At 72.7% G+C, this 17,689-nt stretch carries 19 protein-coding genes; 12 read left to right on the forward strand and 7 right to left on the reverse strand.

The annotated features are described in order from the left end of the window. Positions 1–52 precede the first annotated feature (52 nt). Positions 53–400 (reverse strand): hypothetical protein, encoded by a 348-nt coding sequence (locus G6039_RS03055; RefSeq protein ID WP_043799235.1) that lies wholly within the window; start codon positions 398–400, stop codon positions 53–55. 100 nt (positions 401–500) lie between these two features. Next, the gene (locus tag G6039_RS03060) at positions 501–1,355 is read right to left on the reverse strand and encodes an Rv1157c family protein (protein ID WP_006933936.1); all 855 of its coding nucleotides are present in this window, start codon (positions 1,353–1,355) and stop codon (positions 501–503) included. Between the two features lie 331 nt (positions 1,356–1,686). On the opposite strand from G6039_RS03060, the gene G6039_RS03065 reads away from it, so the two are divergent. Beyond that, positions 1,687–2,934, forward strand: a complete 1,248-nt coding sequence (locus G6039_RS03065) for a mannosyltransferase (RefSeq protein WP_043799237.1) — start codon at positions 1,687–1,689, stop codon at positions 2,932–2,934. Here G6039_RS03065 and G6039_RS03070 read toward each other — a convergent pair. Beyond that, a complete protein-coding gene (locus G6039_RS03070) occupies positions 2,879–3,166 on the reverse strand; it encodes a 4a-hydroxytetrahydrobiopterin dehydratase (protein ID WP_029542335.1) in 288 nt (95 codons plus the stop codon). The genes G6039_RS03065 and G6039_RS03070 overlap by 56 nt on opposite strands. Before the next feature lie 25 nt (positions 3,167–3,191). Here G6039_RS03070 and G6039_RS03075 point away from each other — a divergent pair, with 25 nt between their 5' ends. Continuing rightward, positions 3,192–3,596: a (deoxy)nucleoside triphosphate pyrophosphohydrolase gene (locus G6039_RS03075; RefSeq protein ID WP_029542337.1), complete on the forward strand. Its 405-nt coding sequence runs from the start codon at positions 3,192–3,194 to the stop codon at positions 3,594–3,596. A gap of 12 nt (positions 3,597–3,608) precedes the next feature. On the opposite strand, the gene G6039_RS03080 is transcribed toward G6039_RS03075, so the two are convergent. Continuing rightward, on the reverse strand, positions 3,609–3,776 hold the full coding sequence (locus G6039_RS03080; RefSeq protein ID WP_006933942.1) for a hypothetical protein: 168 nt from the start codon (positions 3,774–3,776) through the stop codon (positions 3,609–3,611). Between the two features lie 401 nt (positions 3,777–4,177). Here G6039_RS03080 and typA point away from each other — a divergent pair, with 401 nt between their 5' ends. The 5 genes from typA (at position 4,178) to G6039_RS03105 (ending at position 9,626) form a co-directional block, all read left to right on the forward strand. Further along, a complete protein-coding gene (gene typA, locus G6039_RS03085; protein ID WP_006933946.1) occupies positions 4,178–6,064 on the forward strand; it encodes a translational GTPase TypA in 1,887 nt (628 codons plus the stop codon). A gap of 65 nt (positions 6,065–6,129) precedes the next feature. Continuing rightward, on the forward strand, positions 6,130–8,037 hold the full coding sequence (locus G6039_RS03090) for an ABC transporter family substrate-binding protein (RefSeq protein ID WP_043799239.1): 1,908 nt from the start codon (positions 6,130–6,132) through the stop codon (positions 8,035–8,037). Beyond that, positions 8,034–8,927, forward strand: coding sequence for an N-acetyl-1-D-myo-inositol-2-amino-2-deoxy-alpha-D-glucopyranoside deacetylase (gene mshB / locus G6039_RS03095; protein WP_006933950.1), 894 nt, complete (start codon positions 8,034–8,036; stop codon positions 8,925–8,927). Before G6039_RS03090 ends, mshB begins: the two co-directional genes overlap by 4 nt. A 50-nt stretch (positions 8,928–8,977) precedes the next feature. Then, positions 8,978–9,136, forward strand: a complete 159-nt coding sequence (locus G6039_RS03100; protein ID WP_006933951.1) for a hypothetical protein — start codon at positions 8,978–8,980, stop codon at positions 9,134–9,136. A 52-nt stretch (positions 9,137–9,188) separates the two neighbouring features. After that, complete coding sequence (locus G6039_RS03105) at positions 9,189–9,626, forward strand: hypothetical protein (protein WP_006933953.1); 438 nt, start codon at positions 9,189–9,191, stop codon at positions 9,624–9,626. Here G6039_RS03105 and G6039_RS03110 read toward each other — a convergent pair. The 3 genes from G6039_RS03110 to G6039_RS03120 are packed head-to-tail and all read right to left on the reverse strand — an operon-like array spanning position 9,589 to position 12,349. After that, positions 9,589–10,323, reverse strand: a complete 735-nt coding sequence (locus G6039_RS03110) for a uracil-DNA glycosylase (RefSeq protein ID WP_006933956.1) — start codon at positions 10,321–10,323, stop codon at positions 9,589–9,591. The two genes, G6039_RS03105 and G6039_RS03110, sit on opposite strands and share 38 nt — an antisense overlap. Next, positions 10,320–11,873 carry a PH domain-containing protein gene (locus G6039_RS03115; protein WP_043799243.1) on the reverse strand — a complete coding sequence of 518 codons (1,554 nt, stop codon included), beginning with the start codon at positions 11,871–11,873 and terminating at the stop codon, positions 10,320–10,322. Before G6039_RS03115 ends, G6039_RS03110 begins: the two co-directional genes overlap by 4 nt. After that, the gene (locus G6039_RS03120; protein ID WP_051446044.1) at positions 11,870–12,349 is read right to left on the reverse strand and encodes a PH domain-containing protein; all 480 of its coding nucleotides are present in this window, start codon (positions 12,347–12,349) and stop codon (positions 11,870–11,872) included. Before G6039_RS03120 ends, G6039_RS03115 begins: the two co-directional genes overlap by 4 nt. Positions 12,350–12,523: 174 nt before the next feature. Here G6039_RS03120 and G6039_RS03125 point away from each other — a divergent pair, with 174 nt between their 5' ends. The 5 genes from G6039_RS03125 (at position 12,524) to dapC (ending at position 17,678) form a co-directional block, all read left to right on the forward strand. Continuing rightward, the gene (locus tag G6039_RS03125) at positions 12,524–12,712 is read left to right on the forward strand and encodes a hypothetical protein (RefSeq protein ID WP_006933961.1); all 189 of its coding nucleotides are present in this window, start codon (positions 12,524–12,526) and stop codon (positions 12,710–12,712) included. Positions 12,713–12,772: 60 nt separating this feature from the next. After that, positions 12,773–15,406: a bifunctional FO biosynthesis protein CofGH gene (locus tag G6039_RS03130; protein ID WP_043799247.1), complete on the forward strand. Its 2,634-nt coding sequence runs from the start codon at positions 12,773–12,775 to the stop codon at positions 15,404–15,406. Then, positions 15,403–16,104: a hypothetical protein gene (locus G6039_RS03135; protein WP_043799248.1), complete on the forward strand. Its 702-nt coding sequence runs from the start codon at positions 15,403–15,405 to the stop codon at positions 16,102–16,104. Before G6039_RS03130 ends, G6039_RS03135 begins: the two co-directional genes overlap by 4 nt. Positions 16,105–16,233: 129 nt before the next feature. Beyond that, complete coding sequence (gene fdxA, locus G6039_RS03140; RefSeq protein ID WP_006933964.1) at positions 16,234–16,557, forward strand: ferredoxin; 324 nt, start codon at positions 16,234–16,236, stop codon at positions 16,555–16,557. A gap of 35 nt (positions 16,558–16,592) precedes the next feature. After that, positions 16,593–17,678 carry a succinyldiaminopimelate transaminase gene (dapC, locus tag G6039_RS03145; protein ID WP_043799291.1) on the forward strand — a complete coding sequence of 362 codons (1,086 nt, stop codon included), beginning with the start codon at positions 16,593–16,595 and terminating at the stop codon, positions 17,676–17,678. The last annotated feature ends 11 nt before the right edge of the window (positions 17,679–17,689 follow it).

Raw genomic sequence — 17,689 nt, forward strand, 5'->3', positions numbered from 1 at the left:
CCCACCGGGAGGGCAGCCGCGCGCCCGCCGATCGGGACACGGGCCCGGCCGGTCAGCTCTGGCAGTGCGCGGCGGGGTCGGGTTCGGCGGCGGTGACGACGAGCGTGGGATGCGGGTCGTCGGGGGCATCGTGGACACCGCGCCACGACAGCAGCGACCAGCGGGACAGTCCCGACAGCGCCGAGCCGAGGCTGGCGAACGACAGCGACGACAGGGCCGAACCGAACGAGCCCACCGAACCGACGGACAGCACCGACCCCACGCTGCCGATCGACAGGATCGAGTACGCCGAGCCGATGGACAGGATCGAGCCCTCGGAGCGGACGGACAGGATCGACCGGTGTGAACGGCGCGAGCGCAGGCACCGGGAAGCGGTGAGCCTGGACGGTGTTTCGGCCATGACTCGGTCTACCACGCGGTTCCCGGCTCGGGAAGCGCCCGGACGACGGAGGCCGCCGGGGGATGATCCCGGCGGCCTCGGCCAAGGTGCGGATGATCGGTCAGGCGACCGTGACGAGCCCGATCGTCGGCAGGAAGGTGCACGAACGCGGGGCCGCGCCCGCGGCTTGCGTGGTGATGCCGCCGGAGATCACGGCGGCCACGTTGCCGGAGCCGGTGTCGGCGATCGCGCTGAGCGTCGTCGGCCCGTCGGGATTGATCCTGGCCTCGTTGGTCAACGTCGCGGTGCCGCTGCGGCCGTTGGAGACGTTGATCCAGCTCACCGTCAGCGGCTGCGCCTGCTGGTCGGCGAACTTGGCGGTGCCCAGGGCGGTGAACACGAACCCGGCCTGGCCGGCCTTCGGGCCCGGCGGCGGGAGCGGCGCGGGGCCGGCCACGGCGAGCGCGGTGCCGATGGAGTCGCCGCCGTCGCGGATGCAGTCCTTGCCGATGCTCGGGTACAGGAACTGCGAGATCGCCACGGCGCCCGGCTCCGGAATGTCGGGTCCGCCGCCGCCGCTGCCGTCGAGGAAGGTGATCACGCGCTGGAGCAGGGCCTTGACCGAGTCCGGCAGCTGCGAGTTCGCGAGCAGTTCCTTCGCCTGGTCGAGGAGCTGATTCTTGCCGTCCGCGACGTCGGCCGGGCCGGCCGCCGCTCCGACGATGGCGGGGGCGAGGGAGGCGAGGGCCTCGACCTCTTCGGGGGCGGCTGCCTGGGTGCTGAGCATGCCCATGAGCGACTCGATCGACAGATCCGCCGGCACCTGGTAGCCGGCGAACTCGGCCGGCAGCTGGAGCACGTCGGGGATGCCCGGAACGACGGGTTGCGCGACCGCCTGCGACGGCACGGTGAGCGCCGCGGCGGCGGCGAGGGCGCAGGCGGTGAACATCCTGCGCGTTGCTCGGGTTCGAAGCACTTTTCCCCATCCTTGTCGTTGAAGCGGCTCCGGAGCGCGAGGCGCCGATGCCGCTGACGGCTCGGGGAGACACTTTATGTAGGCCCCCCGATCAGTACAAGCCGTGGCCGGTCTCACAGCCGCGCCCGTACTGGCGGGAGTCTAGCCATAACGTGTTCCGATCAGTGGTGTCCGCTCGAGACTACGTGTGACTGATGTGGTTTTTGTGAGAGTAGATGAAACTGTTACTGATGTGAGTATCGTGTTCGGCCCGCCGCCGCGGAACGGATAGTCTGCATCCGTCCCCGGCCCTTCCCCCCGGGGTGACGTGACGACGGGAGGCCGCACCGCAGTGTCCGATCCGGTTCGCCCGCATCGACTGTGGTGGTGCGCGGCCCTGCTGGCCGTATCCGTCGGGGCCCGGCTGGCGTGGAACTTCCTCACGCCCAACGGCATGAATCTCGTGGATCTGCACGTGTACGTCGACGGTTCCGCGGCGCTGCTGCGCGGCGAACTGTACGACTTCACCTACACCCGGGACACTCCCGAGTTCTCCCTGCCCTTCACCTACCCGCCGTTCGCGGCACTGGTCTTCTTCCCGCTGCACTATCTGCCCTTCCCGGTGGTCGGGGTGGCGTGGCAGCTGCTGACCGTCGCCGCCCTGTTCGGCCTCCTGCGCATCTGCCTCGAGTTGCTGTTCGGTTCCGCGGCGCACGGCGCGCGCTGGACGGCGGTCGCGCTCGTGTGGACGGCGGCGGGCATCTGGACGGAGCCCATCCGCACGACCCTCGACTACGGACAGGTCAACGTGTTCCTGGCCTTCGGCGTGATGGTCGCGGTCCGCAGCAACCGCTGGTGGCTCTCGGGCGGACTGGTCGGATTGCTCGCCGGCATCAAGCTGACCCCGGCGATCGCCGGCATGTACTTCGTGGCGCGTCGCCGCTGGGCGGCGGCGTTCTTCTCCGCGGCGACCTTCGCCGCCACCGTCGCCGTCAGCTGGCTGGTCCTCGGCGACCAGGCGCGGACCTACTTCACCACGTTGTTCGGCGACGCCGACCGGATCGGGCCGGTGGGGTCGGTCTGGAACCAGTCGCTGCGCGGAGCGCTGAGCCGCATCGTGGGACACGACGTGGGCACCGGGCCGCTGTGGCTGGCGGCTGTCGCGGCCTCGGCGGCGCTCGCCGTCGCGGCCTGGCGTGCCCTCGGCCCGGACGACCGGCTCGGCACGATCGTCGTCGTCGAACTGTTCGGGCTGCTGGTGTCGCCGATCTCCTGGATGCACCACTGGGTGTGGGTGCTGCCGATGCTGCTGTGGCTGGTCTACGGGCCGCTCGCCGGCCGCCTCGGCACCCGTGTGCTCGCCGGGTTCTGGGCGGTGCTGACCGTCGTCGGGGTGCCGTGGCTCCTCGGCCTGGCGCAGGACTCGATGTGGGACATCTCCCGCCCCGCCCTGCTGGCCTGGGCGGGCGCGTGCAACGTGGTGGGGGTGCTGGCGGTGTACGCGTGGATCGTCTACACCGGGCGCCCGGCTGCGGCCCCGCCCGTCAGCCGCGGGCCAGCGCGTCGATCTTCCGGGCCAGCTCCACGTCCGACCCGGTGATCCCGCCGGCGGAATGGGTGGACAGCGAGTAGGTCACCTTCCGCCAGCGGATGTCGATGTCGGGGTGGTGGTTCGCCGCCTCGGCGGCCTCGGCCACCCTGTCCACCAGCGCGACGGCCGCGGGGAACGAGGAGGACTCGACGGTCCGCACGATCGCGTTCCCGTCCCGTCGCCACTCGGGCAGCTGGGCGAGGGCGGCATCGATGTCGGCGTCGGAGAGCAACTCGGCCATGCCCCATTCTGGGACGATGCCGCACATGAGTGCAACGACGGGCCGGGCGGACGAGGTAGTGGCCGGGGCGATCTTCCGCGACGGCCGGCTGTTGCTGGCCCAGCGCATCGGGCCGCCGGAGCTCGCGGGGCTGTGGGAGCTGCCGGGCGGCAAGGCCGAGCCGGGGGAGTCCGCCGAGGCGGCGCTGCGCCGGGAGCTGCGCGAGGAACTGGGCGTGGAGGTCGCCGGTGCGCAGCGGGTCGGGGTCGGGGTGCCGCTGGACGGCGGCCGGGTGCTGCGTGCCTACCGGGTGGAGCTGCTCTCCGGGGAACCGCGGCCGCTCGAACACGCGGCACTGTGCTGGGTGGACGCCGACGAGCTGGAGCAGATCGACCTGGTGCCGAACGACCGGCTGTGGCTGCCGGAGCTGCGCGCGCACCTCGGGCGCTGACGGGGCGGGCGGTCAGGCGGCGCGGGCCTTCTTCAGGCGCTTCGCGAGTTCCTTCCCGCCGAGGCCCTCGTGCTCGAGCCTCTTCATCCGCATGATCACCACGGGGCAGCGCACACAGCGGGTCTTCTTGCGGCAGCACTTCTTCTTGGGCTCGAGCTGCGCGACCCTGCTCGCCTTCACCTTGCCCATCCGTGTCGCCGGCCTTTCGTCGGTGGGTCCCGGACCACAGCACTGGGCCCCTGGTCACATCAATTGGAAGGTTAGCATGCCCTAATAAAGGCGGAGGCGCCCGGCGAGCCGGTTTCGGCGGCCCGCAGCCGCCGGCGGGTTCGCCGAACAGTGCGCCGGGACGTGGCGAACGTCACGCTCCGGCCCGCGAACTGGTGAATCAGCCGTCGGCGGGCGCGAGGTACCACGTCCGGCCTGTACTGTATTGGAGGCCGCAGTGCCTGTGCGGGCCGTTCGCGGCCGCGAACGGGTGACTCGCATTCGCGACGCGGCCACCGCAAGAACGCCGTACGGGCGAGGTGCCGTCTGGGTCCAGTGCCGTGTGGCCGGACAACAGCCAGGAGAGCCATCGCGTGAGCACCGCCAGTTTCCGCAACGTCGCCATCGTCGCGCACGTCGACCACGGAAAGACCACCCTCGTCGACGCCATGCTGCGCCAGTCGGGCGCCTTCGCCGAGCGCGCGGAACTCGTCGACCGGGTCATGGACTCCGGTGACCTCGAGCGCGAGAAGGGCATCACCATTCTCGCGAAGAACACCGCCGTGCACCGGTACAACGGCGACGGCACCGTCACCGTCATCAACGTGATCGACACCCCCGGTCACGCCGACTTCGGTGGCGAGGTCGAGCGCGGCCTGTCCATGGTCGACGGCGTCGTCCTGCTCGTCGACGCGTCCGAGGGCCCGCTGCCGCAGACCCGCTTCGTGCTGCGCAAGGCGCTCTCCGCGTCGCTGCCGGTGCTGCTGGTGGTCAACAAGACCGACCGCCCCGACGCCCGCATCGCCGAGGTCGTCGAGGAGACCCACGACCTGCTGCTCGACCTTGCCTCCGACCTCGACGACGAGGCCTCCGAGGCCGCCGAGCAGCTGCTGGACCTGCCGGTCCTGTACGCCTCCGGGCGCGAGGGCAAGGCGTCGACGGAACAGCCCGAGAACGGACAGGCGCCCTCCGCCGAGAACCTCGACGCGCTGTTCGACGTCCTCATGAAGTACATCCCCGCCCCCAAGGGTGATCCGGCCGCACCGCTGCAGGCCCACGTCACGAACCTCGACGCCTCCGAGTTCCTCGGCCGCCTGGCGCTGCTGCGCATCCACAACGGCGAGCTGCGCAAGGGCCAGACCGTCGCGTGGATGCACGCCGACGGCGTGAAGAACGTGAAGATCACCGAGCTGCTCCAGACCATCGGTGTCGAGCGCCGGCCCGGTGACGTCGCCGTCGCCGGCGACATCGTCGCCGTCGCCGGTATCCCGGACATCATGATCGGCGACACCCTTGCCGACGTGGACAACCCGGTCGCCCTGCCGCGCATCACGGTCGACGAGCCGGCCATCTCGGTGGTCATCGGCACCAACACGTCGCCGCTCGTCGGCCGCGTGCAGGGCCACAAGCTGACCGCGCGCATGGTCAAGTCCCGTCTCGACTCGGAGCTGGTCGGCAACGTGTCGCTGCGCGTGCTCGACATCGGCCGCCCCGACGCCTGGGAGGTGCAGGGCCGCGGCGAGCTGGCGCTGGCCATCCTCGTCGAGCAGATGCGCCGCGAGGGCTTCGAGCTGACCGTCGGCAAGCCGCAGGTGGTCACCCGGCAGGTCGACGGCAAGGTGCACGAGCCCTACGAGGAACTCACCATCGACAGCCCCGAGGAACACCTCGGCGCGATCACCCAGCTGCTCGCGGCCCGCAAGGGCAAGATGGTGCAGATGTCCAACCACGCCGCCGGATGGGTGCGCATGGAGTTCATCGTCCCGTCGCGCGGCCTCATCGGGTTCCGCACCGACTTCCTCACCGAGACCCGTGGCACGGGCATCGCCAACGCCGTTTTCCACGGCTACGCCCCGTGGGCCGGGGAGATCCGCGCACGGCACACCGGCTCGCTGGTCTCCGACCGCTCGGGCTCGGTCACGCCGTTCGCCATGATCCAGCTCGGCGACCGCGGCACCTTCTTCGTGGAGCCGGGCAGCGACACCTACGAGGGCCATGTCGTGGGCATCAACCCGCGCGCCGAGGACCTCGACATCAACGTCACCCGCGAGAAGAAGCTCACCAACATGCGCTCCTCCACGGCCGACGTGATGGAGACCCTCGCGAAGCCGATCACCCTGAGCCTCGAGGAGGCCATGGAGTTCTGCGCGTCCGACGAGTGCGTCGAGGTCACCCCGGAGATCCTCCGTGTCCGCAAGGTGCACCTGTCGGCCACCGACCGGGCCCGCGCCCGCTCGCGGGAGAAGGCTCGCAACAAGTAGTCGCGGCAGTGGTGGTCCCGGCGCGGCCGGGACCGCCGCCGCATCCCGGAGGGAAGGGAGGCCGGATGCGCAGGATCGCCGGGATCACCGCGGTCGCCGCGGTGCTGGGGTTGACGGCGTGCACCGCCGATCCGCCGCCGCCGATCGAGCAGACCGAGCCCACCCGGACCCCCACCCCGGTTCCCCAGCTCAACACCGTCGTGGTGGCCGTCGACGACGTGGGCGCCGGGCTCAACCCGCACCTGCTCGCCGACCAGTCGCCCGTCGGCAACACCGTCGCCGGGATGGTGCTGCCGAGCGCGTTCCGGCCCGTGCCCGACCCCGCGCGGCCCGGCGCCTCCGCCTGGGTGCTCGACGAGTCCGTCCTCGCATCGGCCGAGGTCACCTCGCAGGCCCCGTTCACCATCACCTATCAGGTGCGCGACGAGGCGCAGTGGTCCGACAGCGCGCCCATCGCCGCCGAGGACTTCCGGTACCTGTGGCAGCAGATGATCACCCAGCCCGGTGTGGTCGATCCCGCCGGATACCGCCTCATCGAGGACGTCGGATCCTCCGGCGGCGGCAAGACCGTCACCGTCACGCTGCGCGAGCCCTACCCGGCGTGGCGGGAACTGTTCACCCACCTGCTGCCGGCTCACCTCGTCAAGGACACTCCGGGCGGTTTCACCACGAGCCTCGCCGAATCGATCCCGGTGTCCGGCGGGCAGTTCCATGTCAAGTCCGTCGACCGCGGCCGCGGCGAGATCCTGCTCGAACGCAACGATCGCTTCTGGGGCACGCCGGCCCGGCCCGACCGGATCCTGTTGCGCCGCGGCGGAACCGACGCGCAGCTCGCCGAGTCCATTCGCACCGGCGACGCGCAGGTCGCGCAGATGCACGGTGGGGGATCCGCGCTGCTCGCCCAGCTCGGCGCGATCCCGCAGGTGCGCACCGGCACCCAGCTGCAGCCCCGCGTCCTCGAGCTGACCCTCAACGGCCGCACGACCGAGTTCGCCGATCCGCGCGTGCGCCGGGCCGTCCTCGGGCTTCTCGACCCGGACCTGCTGGCCACCGTCGCGGCCGGCACGGAATCGGCCGTCGTCGCGGCCCGCGCGCAGGTGCTCGCCCCGTCCGATCCCGGCTATTCGCCGACGATGCCGCCGCGGCCCGGCCGCGAGGAGTCCCTCGCGCTCCTCGCCGGGGCCGGGTATGTACCGGCCGGCCCGGCGACGATCGACGCAACCGGCACCCCGGCGCCCGAGACCGCGACCACGGGTCTGCTCGCCCAGGGCGGCGTGCCGCTCACCCTCGTGCTGGGCGTGCCGGAGAACTCGCCGGTGGCCGACGCCGTCGCCCGCACCGCCGCGGACCAGCTGCGTGGGGCCGGCGTCGCCGCCACCGTGACGACGTTGCCGCCGGACGAGCTCTACGGCGACGCCCTCGTCGAGGGGACCGTGCATGCGGTGGTCGGCTGGACGCGCGCCGGAGGCGACCCCGCCACCGCTGCGCTGTCCCGATTCGGTTGCCCCCCAGTGCTTCCCGAGCAGGGCCCCGGCTCCGTCGAGCCGGCTCCCGCACCCACCCCGACGCCGGAGCCCGCCCCCGGCGGTGACGCCGAGTCCGTTCCGGACGGTGACGCCGAGTCCGTTCCGGACGGTGACGCCGGGCCGGTTCCCGACGGTGACGCCGGGCCGGTTCCCGACGACGAGATCGAGGCCGCCGAGGCGCAACTCGCCGCACCGAGCAACGTGTCCGGGGTGTGCGACCCCACCCTCGACCCGGAACTCGCCGGGGCCCTGCGCGGCGCCGGCGACGTGCCCGCCGTCCTGGCCGGGGCGCAGCCGAAGCTGTGGGACCTCGCCGTCACCCTGCCGATCGTGCAGGACCGCACCGTGATCGCCGCGGGACCCGGCGTCGAGGGCGTGACGCTGGCCGGCTCGATCCCTGCCGGTTCCCTGTCCGACGCGCAGAACTGGTGGAGGACCACACCGTGACCGATCGGAACGCCCCCGCGCCGAAACGCCTGCTGCTGGTGCACGCCCATCCCGACGACGAATCCATCACCACGGGCGGCACCATCGCCCGCTACGCCGCCGAGGGCGCCGAGGTCACCGTCGTGACGTGCACCCTCGGGGAGGAGGGCGAGGTCGTCGGCGACGAATGGGCGCAGCTCACCGCCGACCGGGCCGATCAGCTCGGTGGCTATCGCATCCACGAGCTCGGCCGGGCGCTGGCCGCCCTCGGCGTGCCCGCGCCCCGCTTCCTCGGCGGCGCCGGGCATTGGCGCGACTCCGGGATGGCCGGCACCCCGTCGGCCGCGAACCCGCGGGCCTGGGTGAACGCCGACCGCGACGAGGCGGTGGCCGCACTCGTCGCGGTGATCCGGGAACTGCGCCCGCACGTGGTGGTCACCTATGACCCCGTGGGCGGTTACGGCCACCCCGACCACATCCGGGTGCATCACGTCGTGACCGCAGCGGTCGAGGCCGCGGGGACCGGCGCCTACCCGCACGCCGGCGCACCGTGGGATCCGGCGAAGCTGTACTGGACCGTCACCGAGGCGAGCGCCCTGCGCCGCGGCATCGCGGAGATGACCGGCCTGCCCGACGGGTGGCAGCGTCCCGGCCCCGACGACCTGCCGTGCGTGCCCGACGAACAGGTCACCACCGTGGTCGACGTCGCCGGCGTGCTCGACGCCAAGCGGGCGGCCCTGGCGGCGCACGCGACCCAGGTCGTCGTCGCGCCCGGCGGAGCACAGTTCGCCCTGTCCAACCTCGTCGCGCAGCCCGTGCTGGAGCAGGAGCACTACGTGCTCGTCCGGGGCGACCGCGGCGACGTCGACGGCTCCGGCCGGGAGCGTGACCTCTTCGCCGGGCTGAGTTAGTGTGACCACGAGCACCGGACAGGTGATCGTGGTCACACGAGAGGGTCCTGATGTACAACTGGTCCGTCCAGAACCAGATCGTCGCATTCGTCGATTCGCTGCGTCCCTACGCGGACCAGATCAACGCCGCCTACTACCAGGCGCTCTACGGATTCGCGGACCAGGCCAGCCACGTGCTGACGCTCATGGGTTACCCGCCGGTGCCGTGATCGGCCGGGACCCGGTGACCACCCACCCGCGCCGGTGGCGCACTATCGAACGATGACGGTCGATCCCGCCACCACAGCCACCGAAGCTCCCGCCCCGCCGGCGCCGAAGCCGCGGCCGGGCATCGTCGCGCTGCTGACCTTCGACGGCTTCCTCTGCGCGCTGCTGTCCGTGTTCTTCCTCGGCCTGTACATCGGCACGGTGCCGTTCCCGATCACGATCGTGCTGGCCGGCGCGGCGAACATGCTCCTGGTGATGGCGATGCGCGCCGAGACCGGGTCCGCCTCGCGCGCGGCGTGGCCGCTGCTGGCGTGGATCGTCGGCTTCGTGGTGTGCCTGGCCGGCGGTCCCGGCGGCGATCAGCTCCTCGTCGCCGACTGGCGGACCCTGCTGCTGCCGGTCGGTGCGCTCGCCCCCGCCGGGTTGCACCTGTTCGTCGCCCGCATGGCCGCGCTCACGAGCGCAGTCCGGCAGCCCGCGCCGCGTCCGTGAGCACGGCGGTGAGCATGGCCGGGGTGAGCCGGCCGGTGAACGTGTTCTGCTGGCTCACGTGATAGCAACCGAACACGTGCAGCGGCCTGCGGTCCGCAGCGTCGCCGCGCGGCCGCAGTTCCACCGCCGTGCCGTGCCCGAATCCGGGGCGGGGACGCGGCACGGCCCAGCCGGCGTCGTCGAGCACCGGGAGCAGCGCCCGCCATCCGAAGCCGCCGAGCACCACGACCGAGCGCAACGTCGGCGCCAGCAGCTGCAGCTCCGCGTCGAGCCAGGTGCGGCACGTGTCCCGCTCCTGCGGCGTCGGCCGGTTGGCCGGCGGCGCGCAGTGCACCGGCGACGTGACGCGGGTGCCGAACAGTTCGAGGCCGTCGCCGCGGTGCGTCGCGGTGGGCTGCGACGCCAGGCCCGCCGCGTGCAGCGCGGCGTACAGGAAGTCGCCCGAGCGGTCGCCGGTGAACATCCGGCCGGTCCGGTTGCCGCCGTGCGCGGCCGGGGCCAGGCCCACGATCAGCAGGGACGCATCCGCCGGTCCGAACCCGGGCACGGGACGCGCCCAGTACTCCTCGTCGCGGTATGCGGCACGCTTCTCGCGGCCCACCTGCTCCCGCCACGCGACCAGGCGCGGGCAGGCCCGGCACTCGATCAGGCGCGCGTCGAGCGCGGCCAGGTCCGGGGGCCGATCGATCGGGTTCATCGGCGCACCCATCCGTCGCCGGCCCCGGGAGTGACCGCCTCGACCAGCGCCCACGCCTGCTCCGCGGGGAGGTCCACCACCGCGTAGCGGCCCGTACCGGCCGGGGTCGCGGCGACGACCGTCGCCACCCCGGCGCGGCGCTGGAAGAACGTCTGCCGCACCGTCCAGCCGATGATGCCGTCCGCCTCGAGCGAGACGCGGCGCCGATCCAGCGACCCGCCGCGGGTGATCAGCCACGACGTCGCGTCCTGCGGCCCCGCCCCCAGCACGGCATGCCCCAGGCTGCGGTAGCGATCCCACGCCAGCCCCACCGCCGCCACCGTGACAGCCGCGACCGCCGGACCCCATGCCGCCACCGGGACCGTGCGGCCGGTGACCGCGACCGCCGTCGCACCGGCGGCGACGGCCAGCGCCACGGGACTCAGCGCCCGGGTGAACCGTCGCCGCCGCGCCGCCGGCCCGTGCGGCCGCAGCGGGGCGTCGAGCTGCCGCGTGTCGCGCAGTACCGCTGCCGCGACCCGTCGCGCCTCGGCGGAGGGCGCGGGCGGCAGCAGCAGCGACGACTCGCCGTGCTCGGCGGCGACGCCGGTCATCACCGCGTCCAGGCGGGCCCCGCCGGCCAGGCGCAGCGCAAGCGGCTCGCGAAGGCTCACGCCGCGCAGGCGGCGCCGGTCCAGGGTGGTGTGCCGGTGCCGCAGCAGGCCGTGCCCGACCCGCAGCATCCGCCCGTCGTCGGTGACCGACAGGTCCGCGTACAGCAGCACGTACCGCACGCACGCCGCCAGGCTCGCCACCACGCCCAGGACGAGCAGGCCGAGCACGGCGGCGACGAACGGGCCGGCGGCCTCGATCGACGACAGCCCGCGCTCGACGGTGGCCGACTCGCCGAGCCGCTCGGCGATCCCGTACTGGAAGGCCAGTCCCACCACCGCCGCGACGGTGACCAGCCCCGTGGTCGAGAACGGGGCGTAGCGCACCCAGCCCGGCTGGAACCGGGCGATCGCGGTTTCGGCCGGGGCGGCCGCCCCGGCCGCCTCGTCCGGCGCCCCCGGGTGCGTGCTGAGCAGGGCGGCGCGCAGCGCCGGCACGGCACCGACCGCCAGGCCGTTCAGCTCGAACCGGTTGCGGTCGCGTCCGGCGCCGGTCCGCTGGCCGGTCCCGATCCGCACCACCGCCAGCCCGAGCAGCCGGTGCAGCAGGCGCTGTTCGACGTCCACGGACCGGATGCGGCTGCGCGGCACCGACAGCAGCTGGCGCTGCAGCAGGCCCCGGCGCAGCTCCACGTGCACCGGTCCGATCCGGTAGGTCGTGGTGAACCAGCGCAGCATGCCGATCACCACCAGCAGCGCGGCCACCGCCAGGCCCCAGCCGTGATTGCCGCTGCTGCTGCCGAGCAGCACCGACGCCACCAGCACCGGCAGCAGCCGCAGTACCTCCTCGACGGGGTGGATCAGCAGCATCCGCGGATCCAGCCGCAACCACGGCTGCTCGGCCTCGGCGGCGAGGGCGGGGGCGTCCTCCCGCTCCGGCGGCACGGGTACGTCGCTCACGTGGCATCGGCCTGGCTGCTGCCGGCGATCGCGGTGAGCCGGGCGGCGGTGGCGTCGGCGACCCCGACGTCGAGAGCGGTGATCTCCACGGCGCCCGCGGACGAGGCGGTGGTGACGGTGACGGTGGCGAGGCCGAGCCATCGTTCGATCGGGCCGCGCTCCGTGTCGACCGACTGGATCCGGGAGATCGGCGCGATCCGGCGTTCCTGGGTGAGCCACCCCGAGCGCGTGTACACGGCGGTGTCGGTGATCTCCCAGCGGTGCACCCGGTACCGCCACAGCGGCATCACGGCCACGTGCGCGACGGCGAGAACCGCGGTGGCGACGCCGGCGGCGACGTGCCAACCCGGGTGCCGGCCGGAGTCGACTATCGCCCACACCACCTGCGCGGCCACGACCGGCACCCACAGCAGTGCGGCGCTCACCGCCCACAGCAGCCGCGCCCTCGGGCTGGGGCGCCACGCCGGATCGGCCATCGTCACCGGCGGCGGGGCGGCCCTGCCGGCTGCCGGGGGCGGCGGGGGGTCGTCCCGGTTCACGCGGTTCTCCTCGTCGGTGGTGTCCAGTCGGTTCCAGGCTAAGCTGATCGGGCGAGCAAACCCGGCAATGCCGCGACCGGGTTCGGAGTCGACACGAGGAGGAGGACCGCCGTGACCGAATCATCGGAGACCACCGAATACACGGAACTGCCCGAGGCCGATCGGATCGAGCAGGAGATGCCGGCCGAGGACGAACCGGCCGACGACGAGGTGACCTCGGTGCCGCTCGAGGTGGAGCCCGCGGACGTTCTCGAGCAGAGCCGGGTCGTCCCGGGAGACGAGGACTATCCCCGCGAGTGAGTTCGCCGGGGACGTGCCCCCGAGGTGGCATGGGTACGGCGGGTGGCGCATGATCGGCGAATGACCGATTCGACCCACGACGGTGCCACGCCCGCGATGTTGCCCCTGCCCTCGGTCCGCGCCGGCGCGGCCGGGCCCGCGTCGTCCGCGGCGGATCCTGTGCGGGTTTCGCCGTCGGGCATGCGGCGGGCGTTGCGGCGCGCGCGGGACGGGGCGACGCTCAACGTCGACGAGGCCGCGATCCTGCTCGCCGCCCGGGGATCGGATCTCGAGGACCTGTGTGCCTCGGCCGCCCGGGTGCGCGACGCCGGTCTGCTCGCGGCGGGCCGGCCGGGCACGGTCACCTATTCCCGCAAGGTGTTCGTCCCCATCACCCGGCTGTGCCGGGACCGCTGCCACTACTGCACGTTCGTGACCGTGCCGGGCAAGCTGCGCGCCGCCGGGCAGGGGATGTATCTCGAGCCCGACGAGATCCTGGACATCGCCCGGCGTGGAGCCGAACTGGGTTGCAAGGAAGCGCTTTTCACGCTCGGTGACCGGCCCGAGGAGCGCTGGCCGGAGGCGCGGCAGTGGCTCGACGAGCGGGGCTACGACTCGACCCTCGACTACGTGCGCGCGATGGCGATCCGGGTTCTCGAGGAGACCGGGCTGCTGCCGCACCTGAACCCCGGGGTGATGAGCTGGGCCGAGATGTCCCGTCTCAAGCCGGTGGCCCCGTCGATGGGCATGATGCTCGAGACCACGTCGACCCGGTTGTTCACCGAGCAGGGGGAGTGCCACTACGGCAGCCCCGACAAGGACCCGGCGGTACGGCTGCGGGTGCTCACCGACGCGGGCCGGCTGTCGGTGCCGTTCACGACCGGCATCCTCGTCGGCATCGGCGAGACGCTCACCGAGCGCGCCGAATCCATCGCGGCAATCCGCAAGCAGCACAAGGCGTTCGGACATATCCAGGAAGTGATCGTGCAGAACTTCCGGGCGAAGGACGACACCGCGATGCGCGACGTGGACGACGCCGGACTCGACGAGTTCCGGGCCGCGATCGCCGTGGCCCGGCTCGTGCTCGGCCCGTCCATGCGCATCCAGGCGCCGCCGAACCTCGTCGCCGCCGACGAGTGCCGCGCGCTGCTCGCCGCGGGCGTCGACGACTGGGGCGGGGTCTCACCGCTGACCCCGGACCACGTCAACCCGGAACGGCCGTGGCCGAACCTGGACGCGCTCGCACGGATCAGCGCCGACGCCGGGTTCACCCTCACCGAGCGGATCGCGGCCCAGCCGCAGTACGTGCTGGCCGGGCAGCCGTGGATCGACCCGCGGATCGCCGCCCACGTGCGCGCGCTGGCGGACCCGGCGACCGGTCTGGCCCGGGACGTGACCCCGCAGGGGCAGCCGTGGCAGGAGCCCGACCTCGATTGGGAGTCCAGCGGCCGCGTGGATCTGAACTCCGAGATCGACGTGACCGGGCGCAACACCGAGTACCGCTCCGACCTCGGCAGCGCGTTCGGCGACTGGGACACCGTGCGCGAGCAGGTCCTCGCACTCGGCGCGAATGCCCCGGTGCGGTTGGACGGGGACGTGCTCTCGGCGCTGCGCGCGGCGGAGAAGGACCCCGCCGGTTGTACCGACGCCCAGTACGTCGCCCTCGCGCACGCCGACGGGCCCGGCCTCGAGGCGGTCGTCGCCCTGGCCGACCAGCTGCGACGGGACACGGTCGGCGACGACGTCACGTTCGTGATCAACCGGAACATCAACTTCACCAACATCTGCTACACCGGCTGCCGGTTCTGCGCGTTCGCGCAGCGCAAGGGCGACGCCGACGCGTTCACCCTGTCCACCGCGGAGGTCGCGGACCGGGCGTGGGAGGCGCACGTCGCCGGTGCCACCGAGGTGTGCATGCAGGGCGGCATCGACCCGGAACTGCCCGTCACCGGCTACGCCGACCTGGTCCGCGCGGTCAAGGAGCGGGTGCCGTCGATGCACGTGCACGCCTTCTCCCCGATGGAGATCGCCAACGGCGTCTCCCGCAGCGGCGTGTCCGTCCGCGACTGGCTGACCGAGCTGCGTGAGGCCGGCCTCGATACGATCCCCGGCACCGCCGCGGAGATCCTCGACGACGAGGTCCGCTGGGTGCTCACCAAGGGCAAGCTGCCCACCGCGGAGTGGATCGAGGTGGTCACCACCGCACACGAGGTGGGGCTGCGGTCCAGCTCGACGATGATGTACGGCCACGTCGATCAGCCGCACCACTGGGTGGGGCACCTGAACGTGCTGCGTGGGATCCAGGACCGCACCGGCGGCTTCACGGAGTTCGTGCTGCTGCCGTTCGTGCACCAGTCGTCGCCGCTGTACCTGGCCGGCGCGTCGCGGCCCGGTCCGACGTTGCGCGACAACCGCGCCGCGCACGCGCTGGCGCGGATCATGCTGCACGGCCGGATCGACAACATCCAGACCAGCTGGGTCAAGCTGGGTGTCGCCGGCACGCAGGCGATGCTGCAGGGCGGCGCCAACGACCTCGGCGGCACCCTGATGGAGGAGACGATCTCCCGGATGGCGGGTTCCCAGCACGGCTCGGAGAAGACCGTGGCAGAACTCGTGGCGATCGCCGAGGGCATCGGTCGCCCGGCCCGTCAGCGGAGCACCGCCTACGCGCCGCTCGCTGTCGACGGGGGCGCCCTCAGCGGGGCCGGCCGGTGAGCCCCAGGCTGGGCGACGGGGTCGTCGCGGCGGCCCTGGATGCGACCGCCGCGGGCGTCGGGCCGCTGTTCGACCTGGCGTACCTCGACCCGTTCGGTCTCAAGGCCCGCACGTTCGTGCCCACGGTGCGGGAGCGGACCCCGGTCGAGCAGGTGCTCGACGCGGCCGCGGCCGTGCTCGACGCCGGTCGCGTGCCGGGCACGGCGGCGTGGGCGGCCGCGTCGGAACAGGAGCGGGTGAACTGGTGGGTCGGCGGGCTCGGCTCGGTCTCGACGCTGCCCGTCGCGTTCTCCGGCATGCTCGGGGTGGTGGGCCGGATGCTGCCGCTGCAGGACGCGCTCGGCTTCGTCAACCAGGCGATCGTGCTGCTCGCCGTCGCCCGGGAACGCGGAATCCACGACCGCGACCGCCAGGTGCGGATGCTCGCGGCCGTGCTGTGCCGCCGCGACCTCCTCGGCACGGGCGAAACCGGGACGCCGCTGTCGTGGGTGCGGCGTCCGGTGCGGTCGACGATCGACCTGGTCCGCGCGGTGAACGCGGAATTCGCGCGGCGTCCGCAGCCGTCGGGCGCGTGGCGCGCGCTCGGCGTGCTGCCGCTGGTGGGGGCACTGGCCGGATACGTCGGCGAGCGGTCCGCCCTGTCCCGGGCCGCCGCGGACGGGCAGCAGTGGCTGGGCGCCCAGCCGGGGCCCGTCTAGTCAGGGCACCCTAACTCGGAGGGGTGTCCCCGCGGCGGGGGATACTGGACGTCGACGGACGCGGAGCGCGCCCCGATTCGGCGTGACCGTGCAGGTGGGCGGGCGACCAGAGAGGCAGGGAGAACACCAGTGACGTACACGATTGCGGAACCGTGCGTGGACGTGTTGGACAAGGCGTGCATCGAGGAATGCCCGGTCGACTGCATCTACGAGGGCGGTCGCATGCTGTACATCCATCCGGACGAGTGCGTGGACTGCGGTGCCTGCGAGCCGGTGTGCCCCGTCGAGGCGATCTTCTACGAGGACGACGTGCCGGACGAGTGGAGCGCGTACGTCAAGGCCAACGTCGACTTCTTCGACGATCTCGGATCCCCGGGTGGCGCCGCGAAGCTCGGCAAGGTCGACTACGACCCGCCGTTCGTCAAGGCCCTGCCGCCCATGGGCGAGGAATAGTGATCGGCGGTACCGTGACGCGCACTCGTCGTTCGGTGGCCGCGAGCCTGCCGGACTTTCCGTGGGACTCGCTGACCGGCGCGAAGGAGAAGGCGGCCGCGCACCCCGGCGGCATCGTCAATCTCTCGGTCGGCACCCCCGTCGACCCCGTCGCCCCGGTCATCCGTGAGGCGCTGCTCGCCGTCGCGGAGGAATCCGGGTATCCGACCACCCACGGCACGGAAGCGCTGCGCGCTGCCGCGGTCGGGGCGCTGGCCCGACGCTACGGCGTCACCGGCATCGACGCGTCCGCGATCCTGCCGGCCATCGGCACCAAGGAGATGATCGCGTGGCTGCCGAGCCTCCTCGGCCTCGGCGGCAGCGACCTGGTGGTGATCCCCGAGCTGGCGTACCCGACGTACGAGGTGGGAGCGCTGCTCGCCGGCACGCGGATCATTCGTGCCGACGGCCTCAACCGCCTGGGACCCGAGGGCGCGGCGCTGGTGTTCGTGAACTCGCCGTCGAACCCGACGGGCAAGGTGCTCGGCCTCGAACACCTGCGCAAGGTGGTGGACTGGGCGCGCAGCCGGGACGCGATCGTCGTCTCCGACGAGTGCTACCTGGGCCTGACCTGGGAGGGTGAGGCACTGTCCATCCTGCACCCGAGCGTGTGCGACGGCGACCACACGAACCTGCTCGCGGTGCACTCGCTGTCGAAGACGTCGAACCTGGCCAGCTACCGCGCCGGCTTCGTCACCGGCGACGCCGAACTCGTCGCGGACCTGCTCGAGGTGCGTAAGCACGCCGGCATGATGGTGCCGCTGCCGATCCAGTCGGCGATGACCGTCGCGCTGAACGACGACGAACACGAGAACGCGCAGCGCGAGCTGTACCGCAAGCGCCGCGAGGTGCTGCTCGCGGCCGTCCGCGGTGCCGGGTTCACGGTGGATCACTCCGAAGCCGGCCTGTACCTGTGGGCGAGCCGCGGCGAGGAGTGCCGCGCGACGGTGGACTGGTTCGCCGAACGCGGGATCCTCGTGGCCCCGGGCGAGTTCTACGGTCCCGGCGGCGTCCAGCACGTGCGGATCGCGCTGACGGCCTCGGACGAGAGGATCGCGGCCGCCGCGCAGCGGCTGATGTGATGCGCGCGCAG

It is taken from the genome of Rhodococcus aetherivorans (assembly GCF_011058165.1).
GTDB classification, from domain to species: Bacteria; Actinomycetota; Actinomycetes; order Mycobacteriales; family Mycobacteriaceae; genus Rhodococcus; species Rhodococcus aetherivorans.

Coding starts and splice junctions, on each gene's coding strand:
- G6039_RS03055 (WP_043799235.1), bottom strand. CDS start 400: ATGGCCGAAACACCGTCCAGGCTCACCGCTTCCCGGTGCCTGCGCTCG.
- G6039_RS03070 (WP_029542335.1), bottom strand. CDS start 3,166: ATGGCCGAGTTGCTCTCCGACGCCGACATCGATGCCGCCCTCGCCCAG.
- G6039_RS03075 (WP_029542337.1), top strand. CDS start 3,192: ATGAGTGCAACGACGGGCCGGGCGGACGAGGTAGTGGCCGGGGCGATC.
- G6039_RS03090 (WP_043799239.1), top strand. CDS start 6,130: ATGCGCAGGATCGCCGGGATCACCGCGGTCGCCGCGGTGCTGGGGTTG.
- G6039_RS03100 (WP_006933951.1), top strand. CDS start 8,978: ATGTACAACTGGTCCGTCCAGAACCAGATCGTCGCATTCGTCGATTCG.
- G6039_RS03105 (WP_006933953.1), top strand. CDS start 9,189: ATGACGGTCGATCCCGCCACCACAGCCACCGAAGCTCCCGCCCCGCCG.
- G6039_RS03110 (WP_006933956.1), bottom strand. CDS start 10,323: ATGAACCCGATCGATCGGCCCCCGGACCTGGCCGCGCTCGACGCGCGC.
- G6039_RS03120 (WP_051446044.1), bottom strand. CDS start 12,349: ATGGCCGATCCGGCGTGGCGCCCCAGCCCGAGGGCGCGGCTGCTGTGG.
- G6039_RS03130 (WP_043799247.1), top strand. CDS start 12,773: ATGACCGATTCGACCCACGACGGTGCCACGCCCGCGATGTTGCCCCTG.